Genomic DNA, 23,782 nt, shown 5'->3' with positions numbered 1-23,782 from the left:
GTTTTCCCGGAAACCGAGGACGGCCAATGCGTGGCGCGCTCGGCGGCCCGCGCGTGCTATTGAGACGGCTCCGCGAGGTCATGGCGGAGCCGGTCAGCGCGCAGGACCGCCTCGACAAGATCGTCGTTCTGATCGCGGCCAACATGGTGGCCGAGGTCTGCTCGGTCTATGTGCTGCGCGTCGACGGCACGCTCGAACTCTACGCCACCGAAGGTCTGAACCGCTCGGCGGTTCACTTGACCGTCATGCGCATCGACGAGGGCCTCGTCGGCACCGTGGCGCGCGAGGCCGAGCCGATCAGCCTGTCCAATGCGCAGGCGCACCCGGCCTTCTCCTACCGGCCGGAGACGGGCGAAGAAATCTACCACTCCTTCCTCGGCGTGCCGATCCTGCGCTCCGGCAACACGCTCGGCGTGCTGGTGGTGCAGAACCGCGCCCACCGCTCCTATACCGAGGAGGAGATCGAGGCGCTCCAGACCACCGCCATGGTGCTGGCGGAAATCATCGCCTCGGGCGAACTCACGGCCATGGCGCTGCCCGGCGCCGAGCCCGCCGCCCGCCGCCCGCTGCACCTCACCGGCCTCGCGCTGTCGGAGGGCATCGGCCTCGGCCATGTGGTGCTGCACGAGCCGCGCATCGAGGTCACCAAGGTCATCGCCGACGACCTGCCGGCCGAGCTGAACCGGCTCGACGGCGCGGTCCAGACGCTGCGCACCTCGATCGACATCATGCTGGAAGACGAGGGCGTCGCCCGCGTCGGCGAGCACCGCGACATTCTCGAAGCCTACCGCATGTTCGCCCATGATCGCGGCTGGATCGGCCGGATGCGCGAGGCGGTGATGACCGGCCTCACCGCAGAGGGCGCGGTCGAGCGCGTGCAGTCGGACACCCGCGCGCGCATGCTGCGCATGACCGACCCTTACTTGCGCGAGCGGATGCACGATCTCGACGATCTGGCCAACCGCCTGCTGCGCCAGCTCACCGGCCGCTCCGGCGGGCCGGAACAGAACAAGCTGCCGGACAACGCCATCATCGTCGCCCGCAATATGAGCCCGGCGGCGCTGCTGGACTATGACCGCACGCGCATTCGCGGCCTGGTGCTGGAAGAAGGCGCGGCCACCAGCCACCTTACTATCGTCGCCCGCGCGCTCGGCATCGCCGCGGTCGGCCATGTCGAGAACATCGTCGGCGTGGTCGATTCCGGCGACGGCATCATCGTCGACGGCGTGGGCGGCGAGGTGCATGTGCGCCCGCCCGCCGATGTCGAGGTGGCCTATGCCGAGAAGGTGCGCTTCCGCGCCAAGCGGCTCGAACAATATGCCGCGCTGCGCGACCTGCCGACCGTCACCCGCGACGGGGTGAGCGTGGAACTGCATCTCAATGCCGGCCTGCTGGTCGACCTGCCGCATATCGAGGAGACGGGCGCCTCCGGCATCGGGCTGTTCCGCACCGAGCTGCAATTCATGATCGCCTCGGCCTTTCCCCGCACCAATGAGCAGCTCAAGCTCTACCGCTCGGTGCTGGACGTGGCGGGCGAGCGCCCGGTGGTGTTCCGCACGCTCGACATCGGCGGCGACAAGGTGCTGCCCTATATGCGGGCGATCGAGGAGGAGAACCCGGCCCTCGGCTGGCGCGCCATCCGCCTCGGCCTCGACCGGCCGGGCCTCTTGCGCAGCCAAGTCCGCGCCTTGCTGCGGGCGGCGACCGGGCGCGAGCTGCGCCTCATCTTTCCGATGGTCTCGGCGGTCGAGGAATTCGACCGCGCCCGCCACATTGTCGAGCGCGAGCTGACCCATCTGCGCCGCCACGGCCACGGCCTGCCGGACCGGGTGCTGATCGGCGTCATGCTGGAAGTGCCGGCGCTGCTGTTCCAGCTCGACCAGCTGTTCGAGAAGGTCGATTTCGCCTCGGTCGGCTCGAACGACCTGGTGCAGTTCCTCTATGCCGCCGATCGCGGCAATCCGCGCGTCGCCGACCGGTTCGACGCGCTGGCGCCCTCCACCTTGCGGGCGCTCAAGCTCATCGCCGACAAGGCGGCCGAATATGGCAAGCAGGTCACGCTGTGCGGCGAGCTGGCGTCCAAGCCGCTTGAGGCATTGGCGCTGATCGCCATCGGCTACCGCAAGCTCTCGCTCTCGCCCGCCTCCTATGGCCCGGTGAAGGCGATGCTGCTGGAACTCGATGTCGCTGCCGTCTCGGCGCTGGTGGCTCCGCTGCTGGCGACCGGCTCGGAGGTCTCGACGCTGCGTCCCCAGCTCAAGAGCTTCGCCGAAAAGGCGGGACTTCCCCTGTGAGTGCCTGCCTGTGACCGCCCTCCCCGATGCCCGGCTCGACCAGTTGCTGGCGCGCCATGCCGAACTGGAACATGCGCTCTCCGGCAACCCGGATGCCGACACCTATGTGCGGCTGTCGCGCGAATTCGCCGAGCTGGCCCCGCTGATCGAGCGCGTGAAGGCGCTGCGCGTGGCCGAGCGCGAACGGATTGGGGCGCTCGCGCTGATCGACGATCCCGCGACCGACCCGGACATGGCCGAGCTCGCCCGCGAGGAAGCCCGCGAACTCGATGCGCAGATCGAGGAGCTCGCCCTCGCCGTGCGCCTCGCCCTTCTGCCGAAGGACGCGATGGACGAGCGCGGGGTGATCCTCGAAGTGCGTGCCGGCACCGGCGGCGACGAGGCGGCGCTGTTCGCCGGCGACCTGTTCCGCATGTATGAGCGTTTTGCCGGCCTCAATGGCTGGTCGGTCGAGGTGCTCTCGCTGACCGAAGGCACTGCCGGCGGCTACAAGGAAGTGATCGCCGGCATCCACGGCGCCGGCGCCTATGCCCGGTTGAAATTCGAATCGGGCGTCCACCGCGTGCAGCGCGTGCCGGATACGGAAGGTTCCGGGCGCATCCACACCTCGGCCGCCACCGTCGCGGTGCTGCCCGAGGTCGAGGAAGTCGACGTCGAGATCAACGAGAATGATCTGCGCATCGACGTGTTCCGCGCGTCCGGCGCCGGCGGCCAGCACGTCAACAAGACCGAGAGCGCGGTGCGCATCACCCACATCCCCACCGGCACGGTGGTCGCGGTGCAGGACGAACGCTCGCAGCACAAGAACAAGGCGCGTGCCATGGGCATGCTACGCGCGCGGATCTATGAGGCCGAGCGCGAGAAGCGCGATTCGGCCCGCGCCAGCGAGCGCAAGGTGCAGGTCGGCTCGGGCGACCGCTCGGAGCGCATCCGCACCTATAATTACCCGCAGGGCCGCGTGACCGATCACCGGATCGGCCTCACCCTCTACAAGCTGCCGGAAGTCGTTGCCGGCGAGGCGCTCGGCGAACTGGTCGACGCGCTGACCACCGAATATCAGGCCGCGCTGCTGGCGGAAGCCGAAAGCACCGGCTGGGGCGAGCGGTGACACGCCGCACCGAGCTGCTGCGCGAGCTGGCGGCCGGTTTCGCCGCCGCCGGACTGGAGGCGCCCGAGCGCGAGGCGCGGGCCTTGGTGAAGGCGGCTCTCGGCCTCTCCGACCTCGATCTTCTGGCGCGGGGCGAGGAATCGGTAGCGGCGGACGAGGTGGCCCGGCTGCGCGGCCTTGCCGCGCGCCGCGCGGGAGGCGAGCCGCTCGCCCGCCTGACCGGTCGCCGCGAATTCTGGAGCCTCGACCTTTCCCTGTCGCCCGACACGCTGGTGCCGCGCCCCGACACCGAGACACTGATCGAGGCGGCGCTGGAGGTGTTTCCCGATCGGAGCGCGCCCTTGCGCATCCTCGATCTCGGCACCGGCTCCGGCGCCATCCTCGCCGCCCTGCTCAGTGAATACCCGGCGGCGTGGGGGCTGGGCGTCGACCTGTCGGAGGGCGCCGCCCGGCAGGCACGGGAGAACCTCGCGCCGCTCGGCCTCAACCGCCGCGCCGCGGTGATCGTCGGGACATGGGACGCGGCGATTTCCGGGCGCTTCGACCTGGTGGTCTCCAATCCGCCTTATATTCCCAGCACGGATATCCCCATGCTGGATGTGGAGGTGCGCGATCACGATCCGCGTCTGGCCCTCGACGGCGGTAATGATGGGCTCGATGCCTATCGCGCCATCGCCGAGTCCCTGCCCCGCCTGCTGGCGACGGGAGGGCGGGCGATCCTCGAACTCGGCATTGGCCAGGAGGTCGAGGTGGCGGCGTTGCTCGCGGCGAAGGGCGTGCCGCCGGATGGTCCGGCGCGACGCGATCTCGGCGGCGTCGCACGCGCCATCGTGACCATGGCCCTTTGAAATACGCTGTGCTGTGGCAAAAAAGCTCTTGGAACGAGGTATCGAACCGACTAGTGTCCACAACAGGAATCGACCCGAGACATCACCCGCCACATAGCGATCTGATCCGCGACGCCTCTTCGGAGGACGCCGGTAGAAAACTAGGCGACGACGCCCATAATGGATGTGTCGATTGTCTTGCAGGCGAATGCTTCACGGTTTTATCGGTGCGGCCTTGGTTGCACGATGAAGCATGGGAATGGCTGAAGCGCGACGTTGCGCTCGCCGGATTGAGACCGAGTGATCATCGGTCCCAATCGATCGCAGCCGGCTTGGCCGGTCGCGGGGCATCTTGACGGTGCGCTCCCATGCAGGAAGTCCAGAGGTCGGCGGCGACCCTCCGCGTGCCAGAGCTTGATGGCTTTGGTTTTCGTCGGATCATTGCCGATCCAAGGACATGTTTTCCCGACGCTCCCACTCCCGACCGGCCCTAGCCTGAACGGAACGGAACGACGGTTAATTAGGCGATGGACCCGCCTGTGCCCGATCCGGGGTTAACCCGCCGGCGGCGTACCGGCTTCAGAGACCAGCTCGATGCGAAATAATAACCAGCAGAAGCGTATGCGTGGCCGGAACAATAACCGGCGTAGCCAGAACCCGCTCACCCGCGTCTATGAATCGAACGGGCCGGACGTGAAGGTGCGGGGCACCGCGCAGCATATCGTCGAAAAATACCAGCAATTGGCGCGGGACGCGCAGGCCTCGGGCGACCATGTCGCCGCCGAGAACTATCTGCAGCACGCCGAGCATTATTACCGCATCATCATGGCCGCCCAGGCGCAGTTCGGCGTCCAGGGACAGCCCTACTCCCGCACGGATGACGAGGAGTATGACGAGGACTTCGAGGAGGGCGGCACCGACGTGCAGCCGGCCTTCCAGGCCCGCGAGCCGCAGCATCAGCGCGACAATGGCAACCGTGACAACGGCCCGCGCGACAACGGCAACGGCCAGCGCGAGCAGGGCCGCGACGGCAATCGCGACAACGGCAACCGTGACAACGGCAACGGCCCGCGCGACTTCTACCGTGATCGCGACAACCGCGACCGGGACAACCGCAATCGCGACAACCGCGACCGCAATCAGGATCGGAACCAGGATCGCGGCCCGGATCGCAATCAGGACCGTGACCGGAACCAGGATCGCAATCAGGATCGCGCGCCCCGCGAGGAACGTCCCCGTGAAGACCGCCCCCGCGAGGAGCGGGCCGAGGGTGGTCGCGAGAATCGCTGGCGCGACCGTCCCTATCGTGAACCGCGCGAACCCCGTGAGCCCCGCGCCGCGGCCAGTGAGAGCGCGCCGTACCGCGATCCGGCCCAGCAGCCGCAGCCCCGGCTCGGGCCGGAAGCTGAGATCGAAATCGGCCTGCCCGCTTTCATCACCCAGACCACCAGCCCCACCCCGGCCGCACCGGCTCCGCGCGCCGAGACCCCGGCCGCGATAGATCAGGCCCCGGTCAAGGCGGAAACGCCGGCCAAGGATGCCGCGACCAAGGAGCGTCCGGCCAAGGAGCCGCGCGCCCCGCGTCGCACCAAGGCGGCCGTTGAGGCGGCCCCTGCCGCGGCCGAACCGGCCCCCGTGGCGGCCGCGGATGCCGAGGACGGCGAAGCCCGCGCCCCGCGCACGCGCCGCCGCCGCTATCGCCAGGCCGATAACGAGGCCGAGGGCGGCAGCGAGACGCCGAATCCCGCCCCCGCCGAAGCCGGCGAGTGAGCGGCACGCGCCGCTGAACAAGCACCTCTGAAACGCGAAAGGCCCGGCTCAGCCGGGCCTTTCTGATTCTGGGAGAGCGTCAGGGACGGGCGCGGCCGGATGCCGAGGCTGGCCCGGCGCCCGCGTGCCGGATCACAGCGTGATGCGCAGCGAATCGCCTTCGGTCAGCAATCCGCCCCGCACCACTTCGGCGAAGATGCCGCAATCGGTATGGCCGAGATGGCGCATGAGCGTGCCCGGCACGTCCATGTCGCGCTTGGCGGTGACGGGATCCACATTGGTCGCGGCACAGCGGAAGATGCGCTGCGTGATCTTCAGCCGCACATGGTTGCCGACATCGATGGTCTGGCCGACCAGATCGAACTCCTCCCACGGCTCAAGACCGTCGAGATAGAGATTGCCGCGGAAGCGCAGCGGATCGACCTCCTGGCCGATGATCTCGCCCAGCGCCCGGCAGCTCGCCAGATTGATCAGCGAGACGAACCCCTCCGTCGTGTCGACGAAACGGAAGCCCTCCGGGGCGGCCAGCACCTTGGGCGCGCCGCGCAGCTCGTAGCGCGAATAACGCTGGAAGAACCCCTCTATGGCGGCGCGGCCCTCGGCGGTGCGCAGATCGCCGCGCACGGCCTCCGTGCCCTCATGCCGGATCACCAGTTCGCTGGTCGCATCCTCAAAGCGCGCATCGAGCGCGGCGAGACGCTCATTGCGCATGAGCATGAGGAACTTGATCTTGGGCTGGAAGGACGGCGCCTCGGGGATAAAGCCGGACGGGCCGTTCTCGATCGCGAACAGCCGGTCGCCGGGGAAATAGCGCCCCTCTTCAAGCTCCACCACCTCGAGCTTTTCGGGCGTGAGGCCCTTCACCGGGTAGCGATAGATCGCGGCGATGTTGGCAAAGGTGATCGGCGCCGCGAGGGCGGGCGTCTCATCGGCGGGAAAGCCCGCATCTTCGGTCGATTCGTTCATCGCCCACACCTTATAGGCTCGAAGCCGGATCGTCAGCTTCAACCGCCGGAAAGACCGGATCAGAGGCCACGCGCGGCGGCCGGCGAGCGGGTGTTTTCGCCCTGTCGCATTTTCCGCTTTTCCTCTGCTGGCGAATCCGTGTCAAATCGACTCGCTTTCCTTGCAGGAAAACACAGGAGGGGGCCAATGCCGCGGCTTTTCACCGCCCTCGAAATCCCGTCCGACATCGCCGAAACGCTGTCGATGCTGCGCGGCGGGCTCCCCGGCGCCCGCTGGATCAGCCCGGACTTCTACCATGTGACGCTGCGCTTCATCGGCGATGTCGATCATGCGGTGGCCCGCGACGCGGCGGCCGCGCTCGACGAGATCGACCGCTTCGGCTTCGATCTGACGCTCACCGGCGTAGACCAGTTCGGCAATCACAAGCCGCACTCGATCTTTGTCGGCGTGAAGGGCAATGACGCGCTCACCGATCTTCAGGCCGAGCACGAGCGGGCGATGAAGCGCATCGGCCTGCCGCCCGAGGGACGTAATTTCAAACCGCATGTCACGCTCGCCCGGCTGCGAGATGTAGCCCCCCGGCAGGTGGCGGAATATCTCGCCTTGCGCGGCTATTTCCGCAGCCCCACCTTCGAGGTCTCGCGCTTCGTGCTCTATTCCTCCCGCGATTCGGTGGGCGGCGGACCGTACCGGCTGGAGGCCGCCTACCCGCTGATGTGAGCGGCGCATCCTTGCGCGGGGGCATCGGCGCAACCATCTCGAAAGATGAGGGAGACGCCGCCGATGGCCGCACGAGCCGACAAGACCTCTGATTTTGACACGACCGGTTCCGACGATCTCGGGATGGACGATGTCGGGATGGACGACCTCGGAATTGATGCCGCCTCGCCCGAGGAAGAGGCCCGCGTGCGCGCCGGCTTCTTCCGCAAGCTGGCCGGCGTGGTCACGCGGGTGCCCTTCGCCGAGGAGGCCACCGCCGCCTATTATTGCGCGCTCGACCGGCGCACCCCGACGCGGGTGCGCGCCCTGCTGTTCGGCGCCCTCGCCTATTTCCTGCTGCCCTCCGACGCGCTGCCGGACATTCTCCCCGCGCTCGGCTTCACCGATGATGCCGCCGTGATCGCCACCGCCCTCAACCTGCTGGCGGGCCACATCAGCCCGGCCCATCGCGACGCCGCGCGGGCCGCGCTCGACCGGCTGGCGGGGCGCTGATTCCCTTGCCGCGGCCTAAGATCCTGTCGCCTCACGCAGACGGTATGTCGGTGGTGGATTGCGGTAAGCTTTCCTTCACCATGCCTTCAATTAGCCGCCGATCTCGCAGCATTTGATCGCGAATGCCGTCGCATTCCCGGAGCAAGGGTTCACAGGGCCGGACGGTCTGTTTATCCCTGTGGCGGCTTCAACGGAGAATCGCGTGATCCGCATTGCGGTGAAAGAACGGAGGACGGAGACCATGGCAGGACGCATCGTGCGCGCAGCTCTCGCCGGCTTGGCACTGGCTTTCATCGGAGTGTCCGGCGCAAGCGCCCAGGGTGCACCGAAACTTGTCGGTCAGTTCGGCGACTGGGGCGTGTATCTCGACACCAGCGGCAACGGGAAGATCTGCTACGCCCTGTCCCAGCCCAAGACCCGCGAGCCGGCCGGGCTCGCCCGTGATCCCGCCTATTTCTTCATCTCGACCCGCACGGCCGAGAATGTGAAGGGCGAGGTCAGCGTGGTGATGGGCTTCCCGCTCAAGGAAGGCGTCGACGCCACCCTCACCATCGGGCCGACCCAGTTCGACCTGTACACCCGTGGCAATGGCGCCTGGGTGCGCAACGTGGCCGAGGAGACCCGACTGGTCGACGCCCTGCGCAAGGGCCGCGACGTGAAGGTCAAGAGCACCTCGGGACGCGGAAATGTCACCACCGACACCTATTCTCTGAACGGTATCTCGGCCGCAGTCGACCGCGCCGCGCAGGAATGCCGCTGAGCGGCGGACGGTGTTTACGGCGCTGACTCGCGCGGGGCGGGTCGGCTAGACTGGACAAGGCGCGACCGCTCAAGGGCGGTCGCTCCCCCTTTCCGACGACGAGCCCCGAGGAGCGACATGTCGGTTGAACTGCGTCTCATCCCCTGCCTCTCGGACAATTACGCGGTCCTGCTGCACGATCCGACGACGGAGACGACGGCCCTCATCGACGCCCCGGAAGTCGCTCCCATTCTCGCCGCTCTTGAGCGGGAGAACTGGACGCTGACCCATATCCTCGTCACCCATCATCACACCGACCACATTGCCGGCGTGCTGGTGCTCAAGGAGCGTTACGGCGCCACCGTGGTTGGCCCGCGCGCCGAGCGCGACACCATTCCCGGCATCGACGTGACGGTGGTGGATGGCGACCCTGTGGCCGTCGGCAGCCTGGTCGGCCGCGTGCTGGAAACGCCGGGCCACACCAAGGGCCATATCGTTTTCCTGTTCGAGGATGAGCGGCTGCTGTTTGCCGGCGACACGCTGTTCGTCATGGGCTGCGGGCGCCCCTTCGAGTGCGACCCGCCGGTCTTGTGGGAATCGCTGCTGCGGCTGCGCGCCCTGCCCGACGACATCGCCGTCTATTGCGGCCACGAATACACCCTCTCCAATGCCCGCTTCGCGCTAAGCGTCGACCCGGACAATGAGGCGCTGAAGGCCAAGGCCGCCGAGGTCGAGGCCCTCACCGCGGCCGGCACGCCGACCGTGCCGACCACCATCGGCGAGGAGAAGGCGACCAACCCCTTCCTGCGGGCGGACGATCCCGAGCTTGCCACCCGCCTCGGCCTCTCGGAGTCGGACCCCGCCACGGTGTTCACCGAGCTGCGCAGCCTCAAGAGCCGTTTCAAGGGTTGAGCGGGCGATGAAAAACGGGCTGACGGCGCAGGAGATCATCACCCGCCTCGGGCTTCAGCCCCACCCGGAGGGCGGGTATTTCCGCGAGACCTTCCGCGATGCACGCCGCACCGAACAGGGGCGCGCCGTCTCCACCGCCATCTATTTCCTGCTGGCCGCCGGCGAACGCTCGCACTGGCACCGGGTCGACGCGGTCGAGATCTGGCACTGGCATGCCGGGTCGCCGCTGGAATTGCAGATCGCGCCGGATGATGCCGGTCCGGTCGAGACGCTCCGGCTCGGGCCAGACCTGCTCAACGGCGAGGAACCCCAGCGCCTCGTGCCGCATGGCGCCTGGCAGGCGGCACGCAGCCTCGGCGCCTGGACGCTGGTCGGCTGCACGGTCGCGCCGGGATTTGAATTCGCCGGCTTCGAGCTTGCCGCCCCCGGCTGGTCGCCGGGCTGAATTCAGCGGCGCGCGAACAGCGTCGCCACCACCGCGCCACCGACGATCAGCGCGCAGGCCGCCGCCAGCGACCCGCTCGGCGCGGCGAATCCCGCCGCCACCAGCAGCAGCGTCGAGAGCACCGGCGCGGCATAGGAGGCGACGCCGAGCAGGCGGATGTCGCCGCGCTTCATGCCGATGTCCCAGGTGTAGAAGGCGATGCCGACCGGGCCGATGCCCAGCGCCACCACCGCGAGCCACTCATTGCCCACCGGCCAGATCGACGGCTCGAACAGGGCGTGGCAGATCGCCGACAGCGCCGCCGTGGCCAGGCAGAAGCCGGCCACCACATCGGTCGGGACGGTCTCGAAACGCCGCGAGGCGACCGAATAGACCGCCCACACCACCGCGCAGACACCCGCCGCGAGATAGCCCGGCACATATTCCGCCGCGAAACCGAAGCCCCCGGCCTTGGCCCCGAGCAGCACCACCGTACCGGCCAGGCCCATCAGCGCGCCCACCACATGGGCGGCGCGCAGCTTTTCGCCCGGCAGGAAGGCCGAGAGCAGCACGATGAGCAGCGGCCAGAGATAGGCGATGAGCCCGGCCTCCGCCGGCGGGGCGAGCTTCAGCGCCGAGAAATAGAAGAAATGGTAGCCGAACAGCCCGCCGACGCCATGCAGCCAGACCGGCCAGGGCTGGCGGAACACGCCGAGCCCGACGCCGCGCGCCAGAGTCACCGCCAGGCCAACACCGCCGCCAATGGCGAAGGTGAGCGCGGTGAGCAGGAAGGGCGGCACCGCCCCGGTGGAGGACGTGGCGAGCGCAAGGCTCGCCCAGAGCAGGATGGCGGTGCAACCGATCAGGGTAGCGGTGGTGCGGGACATCAGGACACCTCGGCGGGAGGCTCCTTATGACCGCCGCCGCGCCGCGCGCCAAGGGGCCGCAGCCCGGTCGTCCCACATCAAAAAGGCGGGCGTCCCGCAAAGGGCGCTCACGCCAAGAGCGTGCTCACACCACGCGCGTGCTCACACCATGTACTGGCCGCCATTGGCGGAGAGCGTGGCGCCGGTGATGAAGCCGGCATCGTCGGCCACCAGGAACAGCACGCAGCGCGCGATTTCCTCGGGCTCGCCGAGCCGGCCGAGCGGAACCTGCGGCAGGATCTGCTTGTCGAGCACATCCTGCGGGATCGCCCGCACCATCTCGGTGCCGATATAGCCCGGGCAGATGGCGTTGACGGTGATGCCCTTGCGGGCGCTCTCCTGCGCCAGCGCCTTGGTGAAGCCGATCTCGCCGGCCTTGGCGGCGGAATAATTGGTCTGCCCCATCTGGCCCTTCTGGCCATTGATGGAGGAGATCGAGACGATGCGCCCGAAATTGCGCTCGCGCATGCCCTCGATCACGTTGCGGCACATGTTGAACACCGAGGTCAGGTTGGTGCCGATCACGGCATGCCACTGGTCGGGGGTCATCTTGTGCAGCATGCCGTCGCGGGTGATGCCGGCATTGTTGACGAGGATCTCGACCGGGCCGAGCGCGGCCTCGACGGCGGCGATGCCCGCCTTGCAGGCCTCGAAATCCGCCACGTCCCATTTGAAGGCCGGCACGCCGGTCTCGGCGGTGAAGGCCGCCGCCGCCGCGTCATTGCCGGCATAGCTGGCGGCAACCTGATAACCCGCGGCTTTCAGCGCCTTGCTGACTGCCGCACCGATTCCCCGGGTACCCCCGGTGACCAACGCAACTCGACCCATCTGCCTTCCCCTCTGGCGTTCCTTCCCCAAGGAACATGCGCATCGGACCGAACCCGGCCTCTGCGTACGGTTTGTACGTTGTTTTTACCTTGGGGCAAGGCGGGAGGCCCGCCTTGCCGGCCGTTGCCGACGCGCCTGCGGCGTCAGTCGCGCTGCAGGCACATGGCGATGCCCATGCCGCCGCCGATGCACAGCGTGACGAGCGCCTTCTTGGCGTCGCGCTTCTGCATCTCGTAGAGCAGCGTGGTGAGCACGCGCGCGCCGGACGCGCCGATCGGGTGGCCGATGGCGATGGCGCCGCCATTGACATTGACCTTGGCCGGGTCCCAGCCGAGATCCTTGTTCACCGCGCAGGCCTGCGCCGCGAAGGCCTCATTGGCCTCGATGAGGTCGAGATCGCCGACCGTCCAGCCGGCCTTTTCCAGCGCCTTGCGCGAGGCCGGGATCGGGCCGGAACCCATGATCGCCGGATCGACGCCCGCCTGCGCCCAGGAGACGATGCGCGCCAGCGGCGTCTTGCCGGTGCTCGCGGCCTTGGCGGCGCTCATCAGCACCACGGCGGCGGCGCCGTCATTGATGCCGGAGGCATTGCCGGCCGTCACCGTGCCGTCCTTGGAGAAGGCCGGGCGCAGCTTGGTCATGGAATCGAGGGTGGCACCGTGGCGCGGATACTCGTCATCCGACACCACCACGTCGCCCTTGCGGGTCGAGATGGTGACAGGGACGATCTCGTCCTTGAAGCGCCCCGCCTTCTGGGCGGCCTCCGCCTTGTTCTGCGAGCCGACGGCGAATTCGTCCTGCTGCTCGCGGGTGATCTGCCACTGGCGCGCCACGTTCTCGGCGGTCGTGCCCATGTGGTAGCCGTTGAAGGCATCCCACAGGCCGTCCTTGATCATGGTGTCGACCATTTCGAGATTGCCCATCTTGGTGCCGTTGCGCAGATGCGCCACGTGCGGGGCCTGGCTCATCGATTCCTGGCCACCGGCGACGACGATCTCGCTGTCGCCGTTCAAGATCGCCTGATAGCCGAGCGCCACGGCGCGCAGGCCGGAGCCGCAGAGCTGGTTCACGCCCCAGGCCGGGCTCTCGACCGGAATGCCGGCGGCGACCGAGGCCTGCCGGGCCGGGTTCTGGCCCGCGCCGGCGGTGAGGATCTGACCCATGATGGTCTCGCTCACCTCACCGGGAGCGACGCCCGCGCGCTCCAGCGCCGCGGCGATCGCCACCTTGCCCAGTTCATGGGCCGGCAGCGAGGAAAGCGCGCCGTTGAACGCACCGACAGCCGTGCGCGCGGCGCCGACGATCACGATATCGTCCTTCATGAAGACATTCCTCCCGCTTGGGTGTTTCCGGGGTCGCTCCGGCGCCTGTCCCCGACCGGGTGCCGCGCCGCTGCCCCCTGTTACTGTGCCTCTATGGTCGGCGGGGCAACTGATCCATGTCAATGGCAGGCCCGCATTCCGCGTCGGTATATTACCCGCCCCGCACGGCCGGCATATCCGCCCCATGGCGCGGCGCACAATCCTGTAGCCGGGGGGCTGGAAACGTCCTAGAGTTTTCAACGGGAAACGACCAAGGCGACTGGATCACAATGGCAAAATCCAACGAACCCGTCACCATCAAGAAATACGCGAACCGCCGGCTGTATAACACCGGAACGAGCACTTACGTGACGCTCGAGGATCTCGCGCAGATGGTTAAAAACGGCGAGGACTTCATTGTCTACGATGCGAAATCGTCCGAAGACATCACACACTCTGTCCTGACCCAGATCATCTTCGAGCAGGAAGGCAAGGGCCAGAGTCTTCTGCCCATCAACTTCCTTCGGCAGATCATTCGGTTCTACGGCGACAGCATGCAGATGCTGGTACCGAAATACCTCGACATGTCGATCGAGAACTTCACAAAGGAACAGGTGAACATGCGCGAGCAGTTCTCCAAGACCTTCGGCGTGGGCGGATTCGGCGTGATGGAGGATCAGGTCCGGCGCAACATGGAAATCTTCGACCGCACCTTCAAGATGTTCCTGCCCAATGGCCGGGTTGAAGAGACCCCCGCCGCCGGAGGCGCTCCGGCCGCCGCGCCAAAGAGCGACGATTTCGACGAACTCAAGCGTCAGGTCGCCGACATGCAGAAGCGCCTCGACCAGCTTGGCGACAAGAAGGACTGAGTCCTGACGTGACATCCTGTCTGGGGGCGGCGCGAGCAGATCGCCCTGCCCTCAGGCACCCGCGGCGATGTCGCCCGCGGCCGGCCGCTCGGTCGCCATCCCGACCAGTTCGCCCTGAAGATAGGTGCAGCCCCAGTCGCCAAGCAGGCGGGCGGCCTCCTCATCCAGAACCCATTCCGCCACGGTCTCGATGCCGAGCTTGCCGGCGAGTTCCAGCAGCGCCTGCACGAAATGGCGGTCGTCCTCCGATTGCATCATCGAGCAGATGAAGCTGCCGTCGATCTTCAGCAGATCGACGCCCAGCCGGCGCAGGCTGCGGAACGAGGTGTAGCCGACGCCGAAATCGTCCATCGCCACCCGGCAGCCCAGCCCGCGCAGCCAGACAACGCGGGCGCGCATCGTGTCGATGTCGGAGATCGAGGCGGATTCGGTAAGCTCGATGATGAGCCGCCGGCACAGCCCCTCATCCGCCGCCGTCTCAAGGCTGTGCTGCCAGACGCTGTCATGGATCGAGCCCGGCGCGACATTCACCGAGAGATGAAGTTCCGGCTCCGCCCGCAATGTGGCCAGCGCCAGTTCCAGCGAACGTTGATCCAGCAGCCGCGTCAGGCCGAAGCGATCCGCCGTCGGGATGATGCTGGAGCCGTCATAGACCCGCCCGTTGCGGCCCTGAATGCGCACCAGCGCCTCATGGAAGGCGATGGTGCGGCCGCCCGTCCGCGCGATCGGCTGGAAGGCAAGCGTCACCCGCCCCTCGCCCAGCGCCGAGATGATGTCGTCAGCGAAGCGCAGATTGGCCCGCCGCTCGGCCGCGCGGTCGATCCCCGGCGAATAGATATGAAGGCTGCCGCGCCCGGCGGCGCGGGCGGCGACAAGCATGTCCTGCGCGTGGGAAAAAACCTCCGCCACCGAACGGCCATGGCGCGGCGCCACCAGCCCGCCGGCCGAGACGCTGATCGCCACGCCCCCGGCGCTGGTGCGCGGCGGCGTGGTGTTGACGCCGGCGAGGATGCGCTGGGCCGAGGCGAGCCATTCGCCCCCCACACGGGGCAGCAGAATGCCGAATTTCGCCCCGGAGAAGCGGGCGATCTCCTCGCCCTCGCGGAGTTGGGCGCGAAGCCGCATCCAGACGATGTCGACCAGTTCGTCGCCGATCTGGAAGCCGTAGGAATCATTCAAACGCCCGAGCTGGTCTATGCCGACCAGCAGGAAGCCGAACTCGCTGCCGTCCCGGTAGGCGGCGGTGAGGCGCTCATCGACCATCTGTGACAGGCGCTGCCGCTCGGATTGCGGCTCCACCCCGCCGAACACGCCCGCGGTGCGCACGGGACGCCCGACCGACAGCCGGCGGACGATGCCCTCCACGCTCTCCAGCCGCCCGTCCTCCGCCAGATGGCAGATGCCCCGGTCCTCCAGCCACAGACGGCTCAGCTCGGCATCGGCCGGCGCCGTCAGGCAATAGGTGGTCTCGAACAGGCGGGTGCCGGGTTTGAGGCCCGGCGTCTGGGCGGTGCGGGCCGCTTCGACGCGGGGCGTGCCGGAACCCGGAGCGACCAGCGCCTGATAATCCCGGCCGGAATGGACGTGCGGCAGGCGCTCGGTGCCCAGCACATCGGCAGCGGTGCCGCACCAGGCCAGCTGGTCCGTGCCCGGCGTCCAGCGATAGGCGGCGCCGCTCAGCTCGCCGACAATACCAGCCACCTCTTCAGGCGTCAGCAAGGCGACGGGGGCATGCAGCGGCGCGACGCGCTCAGGCATTCGGGCTTCCGATTACGCAACGAGACGTTAAGCCGACAACCATCGAGGGATCGTCGAGTTCGACGCGAGTGTACCACCCTCTGTCGCGTGCGCCACAACTCGGCACGAGGGGCGCAAGCCGGGCCGTGCGCGCGGTTAACGGAACGACGAGACGATGGGGGGCGAGGTCTCGACTATTGGGGCGAGGTCTCGCCTTCGCTTTGCGCCGCAGCCTCGGAAGGCCCGGACGAAGCCGATGCCGCCCCCTGCCGCGTGCCGGCGGTGGAGGAGCCGGGATTGCCGCTCGCATTGGCCAGCGTCGGCACCAGCTTGTCCGCGCCGACAAACTCGACACCGGCAATGGTGGTCTGTTCCGGCAGGGTGAAGGCGGAATTCTTCGCCCGCGCATGGGCCATCATGCCCCGCAGTTCGGGCGCCATTTGCGCCAACTGGGCGAACTTGCCGTGGTTGAATTCGTCGAGCGACTTCACCTTGGTCATGTCGACCACGACCGCGCCGAGCTCGACCAGTTCCTGATCGTTGGTGTAGGCGCCGAGCCGGGGCTTGTCGCCGGCGATGAAGTCGGAAAAGGCGAGCGCCTTGTCGTCCCGCGAGACGATGACGATGAACGGCTTGGGCGGCTTGCCGAGGCGCTTGAGCTGGCTCTTGAACACGTCGACGTCGATGTCCGGCGCGGCGAGGATGATGTTCTCGATCTTGCTCTGCGGAATCGGCTTGCCGGAAATCTTGATCTGGCGAAGGGCTTCCACCGTCACCCAATTGCCCATCGAGTGGGCGAGGATCGTCACATTCTCGGCGCCGCTGTCGAAGACGAGGCGGATGGTTTCCTCCAGCCGGTCGCGGGCCGCCGTGGCGCTGTTATTGTCATAGACATAATCGGCCACCGAACCGCGCGAGGCCCAGGTGAACAGCACCGGCACGCCGGGCTGCTTGGAATCCTCCGCCATCTGCGCGAAGCGGTACAGCGCCTCGGAGAACAGCGTGTTGTAGCCATGGACGAAGATCGTCACGTCGCGATCGCCGGGCTTGCGGCGCGCGAGTTCCGCCTTGAGGTCGGCGCTGAACTGCGCCGGCGTGTCGCGATACAGCGCCTCGCGCACCGTCATGTCGGTGGCGGGATTGGCGACGCCGCGCGGAATCTCGACCATGCCCGGCTTGTGGGTCGGCGGCACCGTCATGTCGATGCGGGCGAAATTCAGCGCCGTGGTGCGCTCGCCATTGAAGAAAATACCGGGATTGGGATCGCGCTCGCGCGAGGAGGCGACGAGGATCACATGCTCGCTCGCGCCCTGCACCGTGGTCTCGTTGATGGCGGCTAGCGCCTCGGGGCCGGGGCGACCGGCACAGGCGGCAAGCAGCGAGAGGCTCACAAACGCAGCGGCAAGGCCGGCACGACGCGCACCCGCCTTGGCCACAAACGCCCGGTCCGTCGAGACACGCAGGTAACTGATACGCTTGATAAGCAACACGGCCTCGCTCTCGGCACCGCCCGAGGTGGCCCTTCATACCACTTGCCCGCACGCCAAGGAACAACTCGTCCGAACGACGTGAACCAGAGGTAAAGGCCCGCACCATCCAGACAAGCGAAAGCCGGCCTTCGGGGGAAGGCCGGCGTTTCAGATCGCGTGATCGCTGACGCTCAGCGCCGGGCGAGGCTCAGGCCTCGGCCTTCACCTTGAGAACCTGACGGCCCTTATACATGCCGGTCTTCAGGTCGAGATGGTGCGGACGACGCAGCTCGCCGGAATCCTTGTCCTCGATATAGGTCGGCTTGGCGAGGGCATCGGCGGAACGGCGCATGCCGCGACGCGACGGGCTGGTTTTCTTCTTCGGAACGGCCATTGTCTTCTCCTGTACCGGCATGGCTCACGCCCCTGACAGGAGGGCCGGCGCCGGGTCGTGCGTAATTCGAGTGGCGGCTTATACAGACTCGTGCGTCCCAGCGAAAGGGGCCGCGGCGAGTCTGCGCGAGACTTTATCCGCGCGCGTCATACACGCTTGGCGTTCCCGAGTCACTCGCCGGAGTCACTCGCCCGAGTTACTCGCCAGCGTCACCAGCCCAGCCTAGCGCGACAGGCCGAGGCAGGCGGTCAGCTCCGCGCCCTCGCGCGGCAGCCGCGCCTGAAGGTTGCTGGCGAGCCGGTTCAGCCCCGGACCCGGCTTGGCCGGATTGCGGCGATAGGGGTTGGGCAGCGTCACCGCCAGCAGCGCCGCCTGCCGGGCGGAGAGCTCGCCCACGCCCCGGTTGAAGGCGCGCCGAGCCGCCGCATCGGCGCCGAATTCCCCGCCCGGCCCCCATTCGGCGATGTTGAGATAGATCTCAAGCTGCCGCCGCTTCGGCATGGCGATATTGAGATAGAGCGCGAGCGGCATTTCCAGCCCCTTGCGGATGTAGCTGCGCCCGCCCCACAAAAAGAGATTCTTGGCGAGTTGCATGGTGATGGTGGAGGCCCCGCGCGCGGGCTCGCCATCGTCGGCGGTGTCCATCACATTCTGCAGTTCGACGAGGTCGACGCCGATATGCTGGCAGAAGCGCGCATCCTCCGAGGCGAGCACGCTGCGCACCAGCGCCGGCGCCATGTCCTCGATCGGCACCCAGCTGCGGGTGACCGGCTGCCCGGTGGCCCAGCGGGCCAGCATGAGCGTCGAAACCGGCGCCACGAGATTATAAAGGAGCCCCAGCAGCAGCGGCGCCGCCACGAGCAGCACCACCAGCCGAATAGCCCACGTCCAAATGGCGCGCATCGCTCCCCCTGCGACTCAACCTTATCCAGCCCCGGCACGCGGGTCGACCGCGCCGGGCTGGTAACGCCGTCCCGCACGGAACGTTTCCCCGGCGTTGCGGAGCAAGCAACGGTTCGCTTGACCGGCCGGGGCCGCTCGGGCACGGAAACGACGCCCCTGTCGCGAGTGCCCAGACATGACCGCAGCCTCAACCGGTGATCTTTCCACCCGCCTCGCCGATTCCCTCAGCGCCACCGCCGAGGCGGTCAGCACCTATATTGAGGCGGCCATCGCCGCGAGCGCGCAGCCGAGCGCCCGGCTCGCCGCCGCCATGCGGCATGGCGCGCTGGCCGGCGGCAAGCGGCTGCGCCCCTTGCTGGTGGTGGAGACCGCTGCCCTGTTCGGTGTCGCGCCCACCGCCGCCCTTCCCGCCGCGGCGGCGCTGGAATGCGTGCATTGCTATTCGCTGGTGCATGACGACCTGCCGGCGATGGACGATGACGATCTGCGACGCGGCCAGCCGACCGTGCACCGCGCCTTTGACGAGGCCACCGCGATTCTTGCCGGCGACGGCCTGCTCACCCTCGCCTTCGAGATTCTCGCTCGGCCCGAGGCCGGGCCGGATGCGCAGGTGCGCATCGCCCTTGTCGCCGGCCTCGCCCGCGCGGCGGGGGCCGCCGGCATGGTGGGCGGGCAAATGCTCGACCTCGCCGCCGAGGGGCGCTTCGAGACGGCCGGCCGCCGGGCGCTCGACCTGTCGGAAATCCAGCATCTGCAATCGCTGAAGACCGGCGCCCTGCTGCGCCATGCCTGCGAGGCCGGCGCCTTGGTGGGCGGCGCCTCGCCCGGCCAGATGCTGGCCTTGGACGCCTATGCGCAGGCCATCGGCCGCGCCTTCCAGATCGCCGACGACCTGCTCGACGTGGAAGGCGACGCCGGCACGGTCGGCAAGGCGGTGGGCAAGGATGCCGCCGCCGGGAAGGCGACGCTGGTCGGCCTGATGGGCGTCGAGGGCGCGCGGGAGGAGCTTGACCGGCTCGTCCATATGGCCGAGGCGGCCCTCGCTCCCTTCGGCAGCAAAGCCACACTCCTTGTGGAAGCCGCCCGCTTCATCGCCTACCGACGGAATTAGGACTTTCCTCATCTCGACGGAACGATAAGTTGCGACCATATCTTATCGTGACGTCCGAGCTGGTTCGCTTCGCGTCACCAGGAGGTTCCCATGCGTGTCGCCGCTTTCCTTCTCGCCGGCCTTGTTGCCGGCAGCGCCTTTGCCGCCTTCGCTCCGGCGCAGGCCCAGGAGACGCGCATCATCATCCGCAAGCAGCCGCCGCGCTCCTATCTCGATCCCGGCACCGTGGTGAAGCCCGGCTCCACCGGCTATCTGAACTATGTGTATGCCGTGCAGCCGCGCTATCCCACCTATGGCGAGGACAGCACCATCACCGGCACGCGCTACCCGCTGCCTGGCCGTTTCGACCTGCCGCGCTACTGATTCGCGCCGCGCCACCCGGCGCCGCCTTTACGCGCTCATGAAAAAGCCCGGCTCGCGCCGGGCTTTTTGTTTGGGCCCCTCCGGCTGCCCCCGCCCGCAGGCGGGGTGCGGCGCGATGGCGCGAATCAGGCCGCCTTGCCGAGCTCGGCGACGATGGCGTCGCCCATGCCGGCCGTGCCGACGCGGGTCATGCCCTCGGAATAGATGTCGCCCGTGCGATAGCCCGCCGCCAGCACACCGGCGATCGCCGCCTCGACGCGGTCCGCCGCCTCGATCTGGCCGAAGGAATAGCGCAGCGCCATGGCGAGCGAGCCCACCATCGCGATCGGGTTGGCGAGGCCCTTGCCGGCAATGTCGGGCGCCGCGCCATGGACCGGCTCGTAGAGCGCGCGGCGCTTGCCAGAAATTTCCTCGACCCCGCCAAGCGAGGCGGACGGCAACATGCCGAGCGAGCCGGTGAGCATGGCCGCCACGTCCGAGAGAATATCGCCGAACAGATTGTCGGTGACGATCACGTCGAACTGCTTGGGCGCGCGCACGAGCTGCATGCCGCACGAATCGGCGAGCTGGTGCTCCAGCGTCACGTCGCTGTATTCCGAGCCGTGAACCTCGCTCACCACCTGCTTCCAGAGCACGCCGGTCTTCATGACGTTGTGCTTCTCGGTGGAGACCACCTTGCCGCGACGGGTGCGGGCGAGCTCAAAAGCGACGCGGGCGATGCGCTCGATCTCGTAGGATTCATAGACCTGCGTGTCGACGGCGCGCTTCTGCCCGTCGCTGATGTCGGTGATGGTCTTCGGCTCGCCGAAATAGACGCCGCCGGTCAGTTCGCGCACGATCAGGAGGTCGAGCCCCTCGACCAGTTCGCGCTTGAGGCTGGAAGCATCGGCGAGCGCCGGGTAGCACAGCGCCGGCCGCAGATTGGCGAACAGCTGCAAATCCTTGCGCAGGCGCAGCAGGCCGGCCTCGGGGCGCGCCTCATAGGGCACATTCGCCCATTTCGGGCCACCGACCGCGCCGAGCAGGATGGCGTCGGCGGCGAAGGCCTTGGCCATGGCCTCCTCGGAGATGGGCAGACCGCAGGAATCATAGGCCGCGCCGCCGACGAGGTCCTCCTCGATGGCGAAAGAGGCAATGCCCTGCGCATCGAGCCAGCTCATGACCTTCTTCACCTCGGCCATCACCTCGGTGCCGATGCCGTCGCCGGGAAGGAGAAGGAGCTTGTGGGTCGCCATGGTTTCCTCGCGTGCGCCTGTGAGCCCGGGGGTCAGCCGATTTTAAGCGGGCGAGGCGTTGCTAATGGCTCATGTCGACGCTGGCAAGACAACCTCCTGACCTTCAAGAAAGAAAGCCGCCGGCGGGGGCGCGCCGGCGGCTGAGGGAACGAGACGAGTGGAGGCTTCACCCGTTCGGGTGGCCGGAACGTGCCGACCTGACCGATACGGGGCGCCCGCCGCGTCAGATCGTTTTGCGCGACATTTCCCCGGCGATGAACTCGGCCTGACGCAGCGCCAGCGCCACGATGGTCAGCGTCGGATTCTCCGCGCCGCCGGTGGTGAACTGGCTGCCATCGGAGACGAACAGATTCGGGATGTCGTGGGTCTGGCCGTGCCGGTTCACCACGCCGTCGCGCGGCTTCTCGCTCATCCGGTTGGTGCCGAGATTATGCGTCGACGGATAAGGCGGGGTCGGCAGGGTGCGGGTGGCGCCCACCGCGTCATAGACCGCCGCGCCCTGCGCATAGGCATGGTTGCGCATGGCGACATCGTTCGGATGGTCGTCGAAATGCACATCGGCGACCGGCAGGCCGAAGCGGTCCTTCACATCGGTGTTGAGGGTGACGCGGTTGGTTTCCTGCGGCATGTCCTCGCCCACCAGCCACATGCCGGCCATGTTGACATAGCCGTCCATCGCCGAGGTGAAGGAACGCCCCCAGCCGCCGGGATCAAGGAAGGCCGCCATGAAGGGCACGCCGAGCGAGAGCGTCTCCATCTCATAGCCGCCGACGAAGCCGCGCTTGGTGTCGTATCTGGCCTCATCACGCACCACACCGGCCATCGTCGTGCCGCGATACATGTGCACCGGCTTGTCGAAGATGGCGTAGACCGAGCCGGTCATGTGCCGCATGTAGTTGCGCCCGACCTGGCCGGAGGAATTGGCGAGCCCGTCCGGAAACTGGCTGCTCGCGGAGTTGAGCAGCAGGCGCGGGCTCTCGATGGAATTGCCGGCTACCGCGACGATGCGCGCCTTCTGCCGCTGCGTCTTGCCGTCCTTGTCGACATAGACGACCCCGGACGCCTTGCCGCTCGCATCATGCTCGATCTTCAGCACCATGGATTGCGGGCGCACCTCCAGATTGCCGGTCGCCTCGCCGCGCGGGATCTCGGCGATCAGCGTCGACCATTTCGCGCCCGATTTGCAGCCCTGGAAGCAGAAGCCGATCTGCTGGCAGGAGCCCCGGTCGGCGCGCGGCTGGCTGTTGATCGCCATGTGGCCGGTCGACACTTCCTGATAGCCGACCTTCTTCGCGCCGGCCTCGAACACCTTGAAATTATTGTTGCCGGGCAGGCCGGGAATGCCGTTGGTGCGGGTCACGCCCATGCGATCCTCGGCCTTGGCGTACCAGGGCTCAAGCTCGGCGAGCGTGATCGGCCAGTCCAGCAGGTTCGCCCCGTCGAGGTCGCCATAGGTGGTGCGGGTCTTGAACTCGTGCTCCTGGAAGCGCAGCGAGGCGCCGGCCCAGTGGACCGAGGAGCCGCCCACCGCCTTGACGATCCAGGCCGGCAGGTTGGGGAAGTTCTTGTGCACGCGCCACGAGCCGGAGGTCGTGCGCATGTCGGTCCAGGCGAGCTGGGCGAAGCTCTCCCACTCGTTATTGACGAAGTCTTCCATGTTGTGGCGCTGGCCGGCCTCAAGGATCACCACCTTGACGCCCTTGAGCGCGAGCTCGGTGCCGAGCGTGCCGCCGCCGGCGCCGGAGCCGACGATAACGACGACGGAATCATCATTCAGATCGAAGGGTGCGGACATGGTTCGGTGCTCCCCTCACAGCCAGGCGAGATCGTTGAAGCCGCGGTCGATGTAACCGCCCTTGTCGGCCGAGGAGCCCTCGTAACCGAAGATCGGCCAGACATCCTCCTGGTTGTAGAGGCCGACCACGAGGCCGCCCCGCACCTTCTGGAAGAAGGCGCCGTCCTCGATCTGGCGCAGCAGGGCGACGCGCTGGTCCTCCCAGCCGACATCGGCATAGGCGACGCCGTGCTTGGCCTTGGCCAGCGTGTCGAGGGTGATGACGCCCTCCTCCACCAGCGTCTTCAGCGCCGCATCGGTGGCCGCGCCGGTCTCGTAGGGCTTCATGGCGATGGCGTAGAAGCGGTCCGGGATGCGGTCATGCGGGTAGACGTCGCGCGCCATCACGATGAGGGTGCGCATGGTCTCCGGCTTCAGAGCGGTGACTTCGAGGCCCCAGGCCTCGCGCGGGTTGAGCACGGCGGCGCCGCTCACCATCAGCGCCCCGGCGGCACCGAGGCCGGTGAGCAGGGCCCGGCGTGACGGACCCCGCCTGTCGATCAGAGTTGTCATTGTTTCCTCCCGGATATTTTTATGTATTTTCCAGTCGTCGCGCCGCT

23 protein-coding genes are annotated in these 23,782 nt (G+C 67.7%); 12 read left to right on the top strand and 11 right to left on the bottom strand.

The genetic code is table 11. The features are described 5' to 3' along the window. The first annotated feature begins 26 nt into the window (after positions 1–26). The 4 genes from ptsP (at position 27) to KIP89_RS14230 (ending at position 5,999) form a co-directional block, all read left to right on the top strand. Positions 27–2,294 carry a phosphoenolpyruvate--protein phosphotransferase gene (ptsP, locus tag KIP89_RS14245; protein ID WP_213756156.1) on the top strand — a complete coding sequence of 756 codons (2,268 nt, stop codon included), beginning with the start codon at positions 27–29 and terminating at the stop codon, positions 2,292–2,294. A 10-nt stretch (positions 2,295–2,304) separates the two neighbouring features. Next, positions 2,305–3,402 (top strand): peptide chain release factor 1, encoded by a 1,098-nt coding sequence (gene prfA, locus KIP89_RS14240; RefSeq protein ID WP_213756155.1) that lies wholly within the window; start codon positions 2,305–2,307, stop codon positions 3,400–3,402. After that, positions 3,399–4,250, top strand: a complete 852-nt coding sequence (gene prmC, locus KIP89_RS14235; RefSeq protein WP_213756154.1) for a peptide chain release factor N(5)-glutamine methyltransferase — start codon at positions 3,399–3,401, stop codon at positions 4,248–4,250. The genes prfA and prmC overlap by 4 nt, the downstream gene beginning before the upstream one ends. A gap of 573 nt (positions 4,251–4,823) precedes the next feature. Then, entirely contained in the window at positions 4,824–5,999 is a 1,176-nt protein-coding gene (locus KIP89_RS14230; protein WP_213756153.1) for a DUF4167 domain-containing protein, read from the top strand. 132 nt (positions 6,000–6,131) lie between these two features. Here KIP89_RS14230 and KIP89_RS14225 read toward each other — a convergent pair whose 3' ends face one another. Next, complete coding sequence (locus KIP89_RS14225; RefSeq protein ID WP_213756152.1) at positions 6,132–6,965, bottom strand: MOSC domain-containing protein; 834 nt, start codon at positions 6,963–6,965, stop codon at positions 6,132–6,134. A gap of 186 nt (positions 6,966–7,151) precedes the next feature. Between KIP89_RS14225 and thpR the strand changes: the two genes are divergently transcribed. From thpR to KIP89_RS14200, 5 genes are all read left to right on the top strand, one after another. Next, positions 7,152–7,685, top strand: a complete 534-nt coding sequence (gene thpR, locus KIP89_RS14220) for an RNA 2',3'-cyclic phosphodiesterase (RefSeq protein ID WP_213756151.1) — start codon at positions 7,152–7,154, stop codon at positions 7,683–7,685. A gap of 138 nt (positions 7,686–7,823) precedes the next feature. Then, complete coding sequence (locus KIP89_RS14215; RefSeq protein ID WP_250152512.1) at positions 7,824–8,177, top strand: YkvA family protein; 354 nt, start codon at positions 7,824–7,826, stop codon at positions 8,175–8,177. Between the two features lie 241 nt (positions 8,178–8,418). Further along, complete coding sequence (locus KIP89_RS14210; RefSeq protein WP_213756149.1) at positions 8,419–8,937, top strand: invasion associated locus B family protein; 519 nt, start codon at positions 8,419–8,421, stop codon at positions 8,935–8,937. A 117-nt stretch (positions 8,938–9,054) separates the two neighbouring features. Beyond that, positions 9,055–9,828, top strand: coding sequence for a hydroxyacylglutathione hydrolase (gene gloB / locus KIP89_RS14205; protein ID WP_213756148.1), 774 nt, complete (start codon positions 9,055–9,057; stop codon positions 9,826–9,828). Between the two features lie 7 nt (positions 9,829–9,835). Continuing rightward, positions 9,836–10,273, top strand: a complete 438-nt coding sequence (locus KIP89_RS14200) for a cupin domain-containing protein (RefSeq protein ID WP_213756146.1) — start codon at positions 9,836–9,838, stop codon at positions 10,271–10,273. Positions 10,274–10,275: 2 nt separating this feature from the next. Here KIP89_RS14200 and yddG read toward each other — a convergent pair whose 3' ends face one another. The 3 genes from yddG to KIP89_RS14185 form a co-directional block, all read right to left on the bottom strand. Beyond that, complete coding sequence (gene yddG / locus KIP89_RS14195; RefSeq protein ID WP_213756145.1) at positions 10,276–11,139, bottom strand: aromatic amino acid exporter YddG; 864 nt, start codon at positions 11,137–11,139, stop codon at positions 10,276–10,278. 141 nt (positions 11,140–11,280) lie between these two features. Beyond that, a complete protein-coding gene (gene phbB, locus KIP89_RS14190) occupies positions 11,281–12,006 on the bottom strand; it encodes an acetoacetyl-CoA reductase (RefSeq protein ID WP_213756143.1) in 726 nt (241 codons plus the stop codon). Between the two features lie 143 nt (positions 12,007–12,149). Next, complete coding sequence (locus KIP89_RS14185; protein WP_213756141.1) at positions 12,150–13,328, bottom strand: acetyl-CoA C-acetyltransferase; 1,179 nt, start codon at positions 13,326–13,328, stop codon at positions 12,150–12,152. Between the two features lie 269 nt (positions 13,329–13,597). Between KIP89_RS14185 and phaR the strand changes: the two genes are divergently transcribed. Continuing rightward, a complete protein-coding gene (gene phaR, locus KIP89_RS14180; RefSeq protein WP_213756140.1) occupies positions 13,598–14,176 on the top strand; it encodes a polyhydroxyalkanoate synthesis repressor PhaR in 579 nt (192 codons plus the stop codon). Positions 14,177–14,227: 51 nt separating this feature from the next. Here phaR and KIP89_RS14175 read toward each other — a convergent pair whose 3' ends face one another. The 4 genes from KIP89_RS14175 to KIP89_RS14160 all read right to left on the bottom strand — a co-directional run bounded on the left by KIP89_RS14175 (position 14,228) and on the right by KIP89_RS14160 (position 18,679). After that, on the bottom strand, positions 14,228–15,934 hold the full coding sequence (locus tag KIP89_RS14175) for a GGDEF and EAL domain-containing protein (RefSeq protein ID WP_213756139.1): 1,707 nt from the start codon (positions 15,932–15,934) through the stop codon (positions 14,228–14,230). Positions 15,935–16,107: 173 nt separating this feature from the next. Then, entirely contained in the window at positions 16,108–17,403 is a 1,296-nt protein-coding gene (locus tag KIP89_RS14170) for an alpha/beta hydrolase (protein WP_369807163.1), read from the bottom strand. 187 nt (positions 17,404–17,590) lie between these two features. Further along, positions 17,591–17,776 (bottom strand): 50S ribosomal protein L32, encoded by a 186-nt coding sequence (rpmF, locus tag KIP89_RS14165; protein WP_018387408.1) that lies wholly within the window; start codon positions 17,774–17,776, stop codon positions 17,591–17,593. A 222-nt stretch (positions 17,777–17,998) separates the two neighbouring features. Then, positions 17,999–18,679 (bottom strand): biosynthetic peptidoglycan transglycosylase, encoded by a 681-nt coding sequence (locus tag KIP89_RS14160; RefSeq protein WP_213756138.1) that lies wholly within the window; start codon positions 18,677–18,679, stop codon positions 17,999–18,001. 175 nt (positions 18,680–18,854) lie between these two features. Here KIP89_RS14160 and KIP89_RS14155 point away from each other — a divergent pair, with 175 nt between their 5' ends. After that, positions 18,855–19,790, top strand: a complete 936-nt coding sequence (locus KIP89_RS14155; RefSeq protein ID WP_213756137.1) for a polyprenyl synthetase family protein — start codon at positions 18,855–18,857, stop codon at positions 19,788–19,790. Positions 19,791–19,880: 90 nt separating this feature from the next. After that, complete coding sequence (locus tag KIP89_RS14150) at positions 19,881–20,153, top strand: hypothetical protein (protein ID WP_213756136.1); 273 nt, start codon at positions 19,881–19,883, stop codon at positions 20,151–20,153. Positions 20,154–20,278: 125 nt separating this feature from the next. Here KIP89_RS14150 and leuB read toward each other — a convergent pair whose 3' ends face one another. From leuB to KIP89_RS14135, 3 genes are all read right to left on the bottom strand, one after another. Then, a complete protein-coding gene (gene leuB, locus KIP89_RS14145; RefSeq protein ID WP_213756135.1) occupies positions 20,279–21,388 on the bottom strand; it encodes a 3-isopropylmalate dehydrogenase in 1,110 nt (369 codons plus the stop codon). 223 nt (positions 21,389–21,611) lie between these two features. Continuing rightward, positions 21,612–23,183: a GMC family oxidoreductase gene (locus KIP89_RS14140; RefSeq protein ID WP_213756134.1), complete on the bottom strand. Its 1,572-nt coding sequence runs from the start codon at positions 23,181–23,183 to the stop codon at positions 21,612–21,614. Positions 23,184–23,198: 15 nt separating this feature from the next. Next, on the bottom strand, positions 23,199–23,735 hold the full coding sequence (locus KIP89_RS14135; RefSeq protein WP_213756131.1) for a twin-arginine translocation signal domain-containing protein: 537 nt from the start codon (positions 23,733–23,735) through the stop codon (positions 23,199–23,201). Between the last annotated feature and the right edge of the window lie 47 nt (positions 23,736–23,782).

This window comes from Ancylobacter radicis, assembly GCF_018449475.1.
In the GTDB taxonomy this organism is placed as follows: Bacteria; Pseudomonadota; Alphaproteobacteria; order Rhizobiales; family Xanthobacteraceae; genus Ancylobacter; species Ancylobacter radicis.
The sequence above is the reverse complement of the archived record's forward strand: the minus strand, read 5'-3'. Positions and strand labels throughout refer to the sequence as shown.

Coding starts and splice junctions, on each gene's coding strand:
- ptsP (WP_213756156.1), top strand. CDS start 27: ATGCGTGGCGCGCTCGGCGGCCCGCGCGTGCTATTGAGACGGCTCCGC.
- KIP89_RS14230 (WP_213756153.1), top strand. CDS start 4,824: ATGCGAAATAATAACCAGCAGAAGCGTATGCGTGGCCGGAACAATAAC.
- KIP89_RS14225 (WP_213756152.1), bottom strand. CDS start 6,965: ATGAACGAATCGACCGAAGATGCGGGCTTTCCCGCCGATGAGACGCCC.
- thpR (WP_213756151.1), top strand. CDS start 7,152: ATGCCGCGGCTTTTCACCGCCCTCGAAATCCCGTCCGACATCGCCGAA.
- KIP89_RS14215 (WP_250152512.1), top strand. CDS start 7,824: ATGGACGACCTCGGAATTGATGCCGCCTCGCCCGAGGAAGAGGCCCGC.
- KIP89_RS14210 (WP_213756149.1), top strand. CDS start 8,419: ATGGCAGGACGCATCGTGCGCGCAGCTCTCGCCGGCTTGGCACTGGCT.
- gloB (WP_213756148.1), top strand. CDS start 9,055: ATGTCGGTTGAACTGCGTCTCATCCCCTGCCTCTCGGACAATTACGCG.
- KIP89_RS14200 (WP_213756146.1), top strand. CDS start 9,836: ATGAAAAACGGGCTGACGGCGCAGGAGATCATCACCCGCCTCGGGCTT.
- yddG (WP_213756145.1), bottom strand. CDS start 11,139: ATGTCCCGCACCACCGCTACCCTGATCGGTTGCACCGCCATCCTGCTC.
- phbB (WP_213756143.1), bottom strand. CDS start 12,006: ATGGGTCGAGTTGCGTTGGTCACCGGGGGTACCCGGGGAATCGGTGCG.
- KIP89_RS14185 (WP_213756141.1), bottom strand. CDS start 13,328: ATGAAGGACGATATCGTGATCGTCGGCGCCGCGCGCACGGCTGTCGGT.
- phaR (WP_213756140.1), top strand. CDS start 13,598: ATGGCAAAATCCAACGAACCCGTCACCATCAAGAAATACGCGAACCGC.
- KIP89_RS14175 (WP_213756139.1), bottom strand. CDS start 15,934: ATGCCTGAGCGCGTCGCGCCGCTGCATGCCCCCGTCGCCTTGCTGACG.
- rpmF (WP_018387408.1), bottom strand. CDS start 17,776: ATGGCCGTTCCGAAGAAGAAAACCAGCCCGTCGCGTCGCGGCATGCGC.
- KIP89_RS14160 (WP_213756138.1), bottom strand. CDS start 18,679: ATGCGCGCCATTTGGACGTGGGCTATTCGGCTGGTGGTGCTGCTCGTG.
- KIP89_RS14155 (WP_213756137.1), top strand. CDS start 18,855: ATGACCGCAGCCTCAACCGGTGATCTTTCCACCCGCCTCGCCGATTCC.
- KIP89_RS14150 (WP_213756136.1), top strand. CDS start 19,881: ATGCGTGTCGCCGCTTTCCTTCTCGCCGGCCTTGTTGCCGGCAGCGCC.
- leuB (WP_213756135.1), bottom strand. CDS start 21,388: ATGGCGACCCACAAGCTCCTTCTCCTTCCCGGCGACGGCATCGGCACC.
- KIP89_RS14140 (WP_213756134.1), bottom strand. CDS start 23,183: ATGTCCGCACCCTTCGATCTGAATGATGATTCCGTCGTCGTTATCGTC.
- KIP89_RS14135 (WP_213756131.1), bottom strand. CDS start 23,735: ATGACAACTCTGATCGACAGGCGGGGTCCGTCACGCCGGGCCCTGCTC.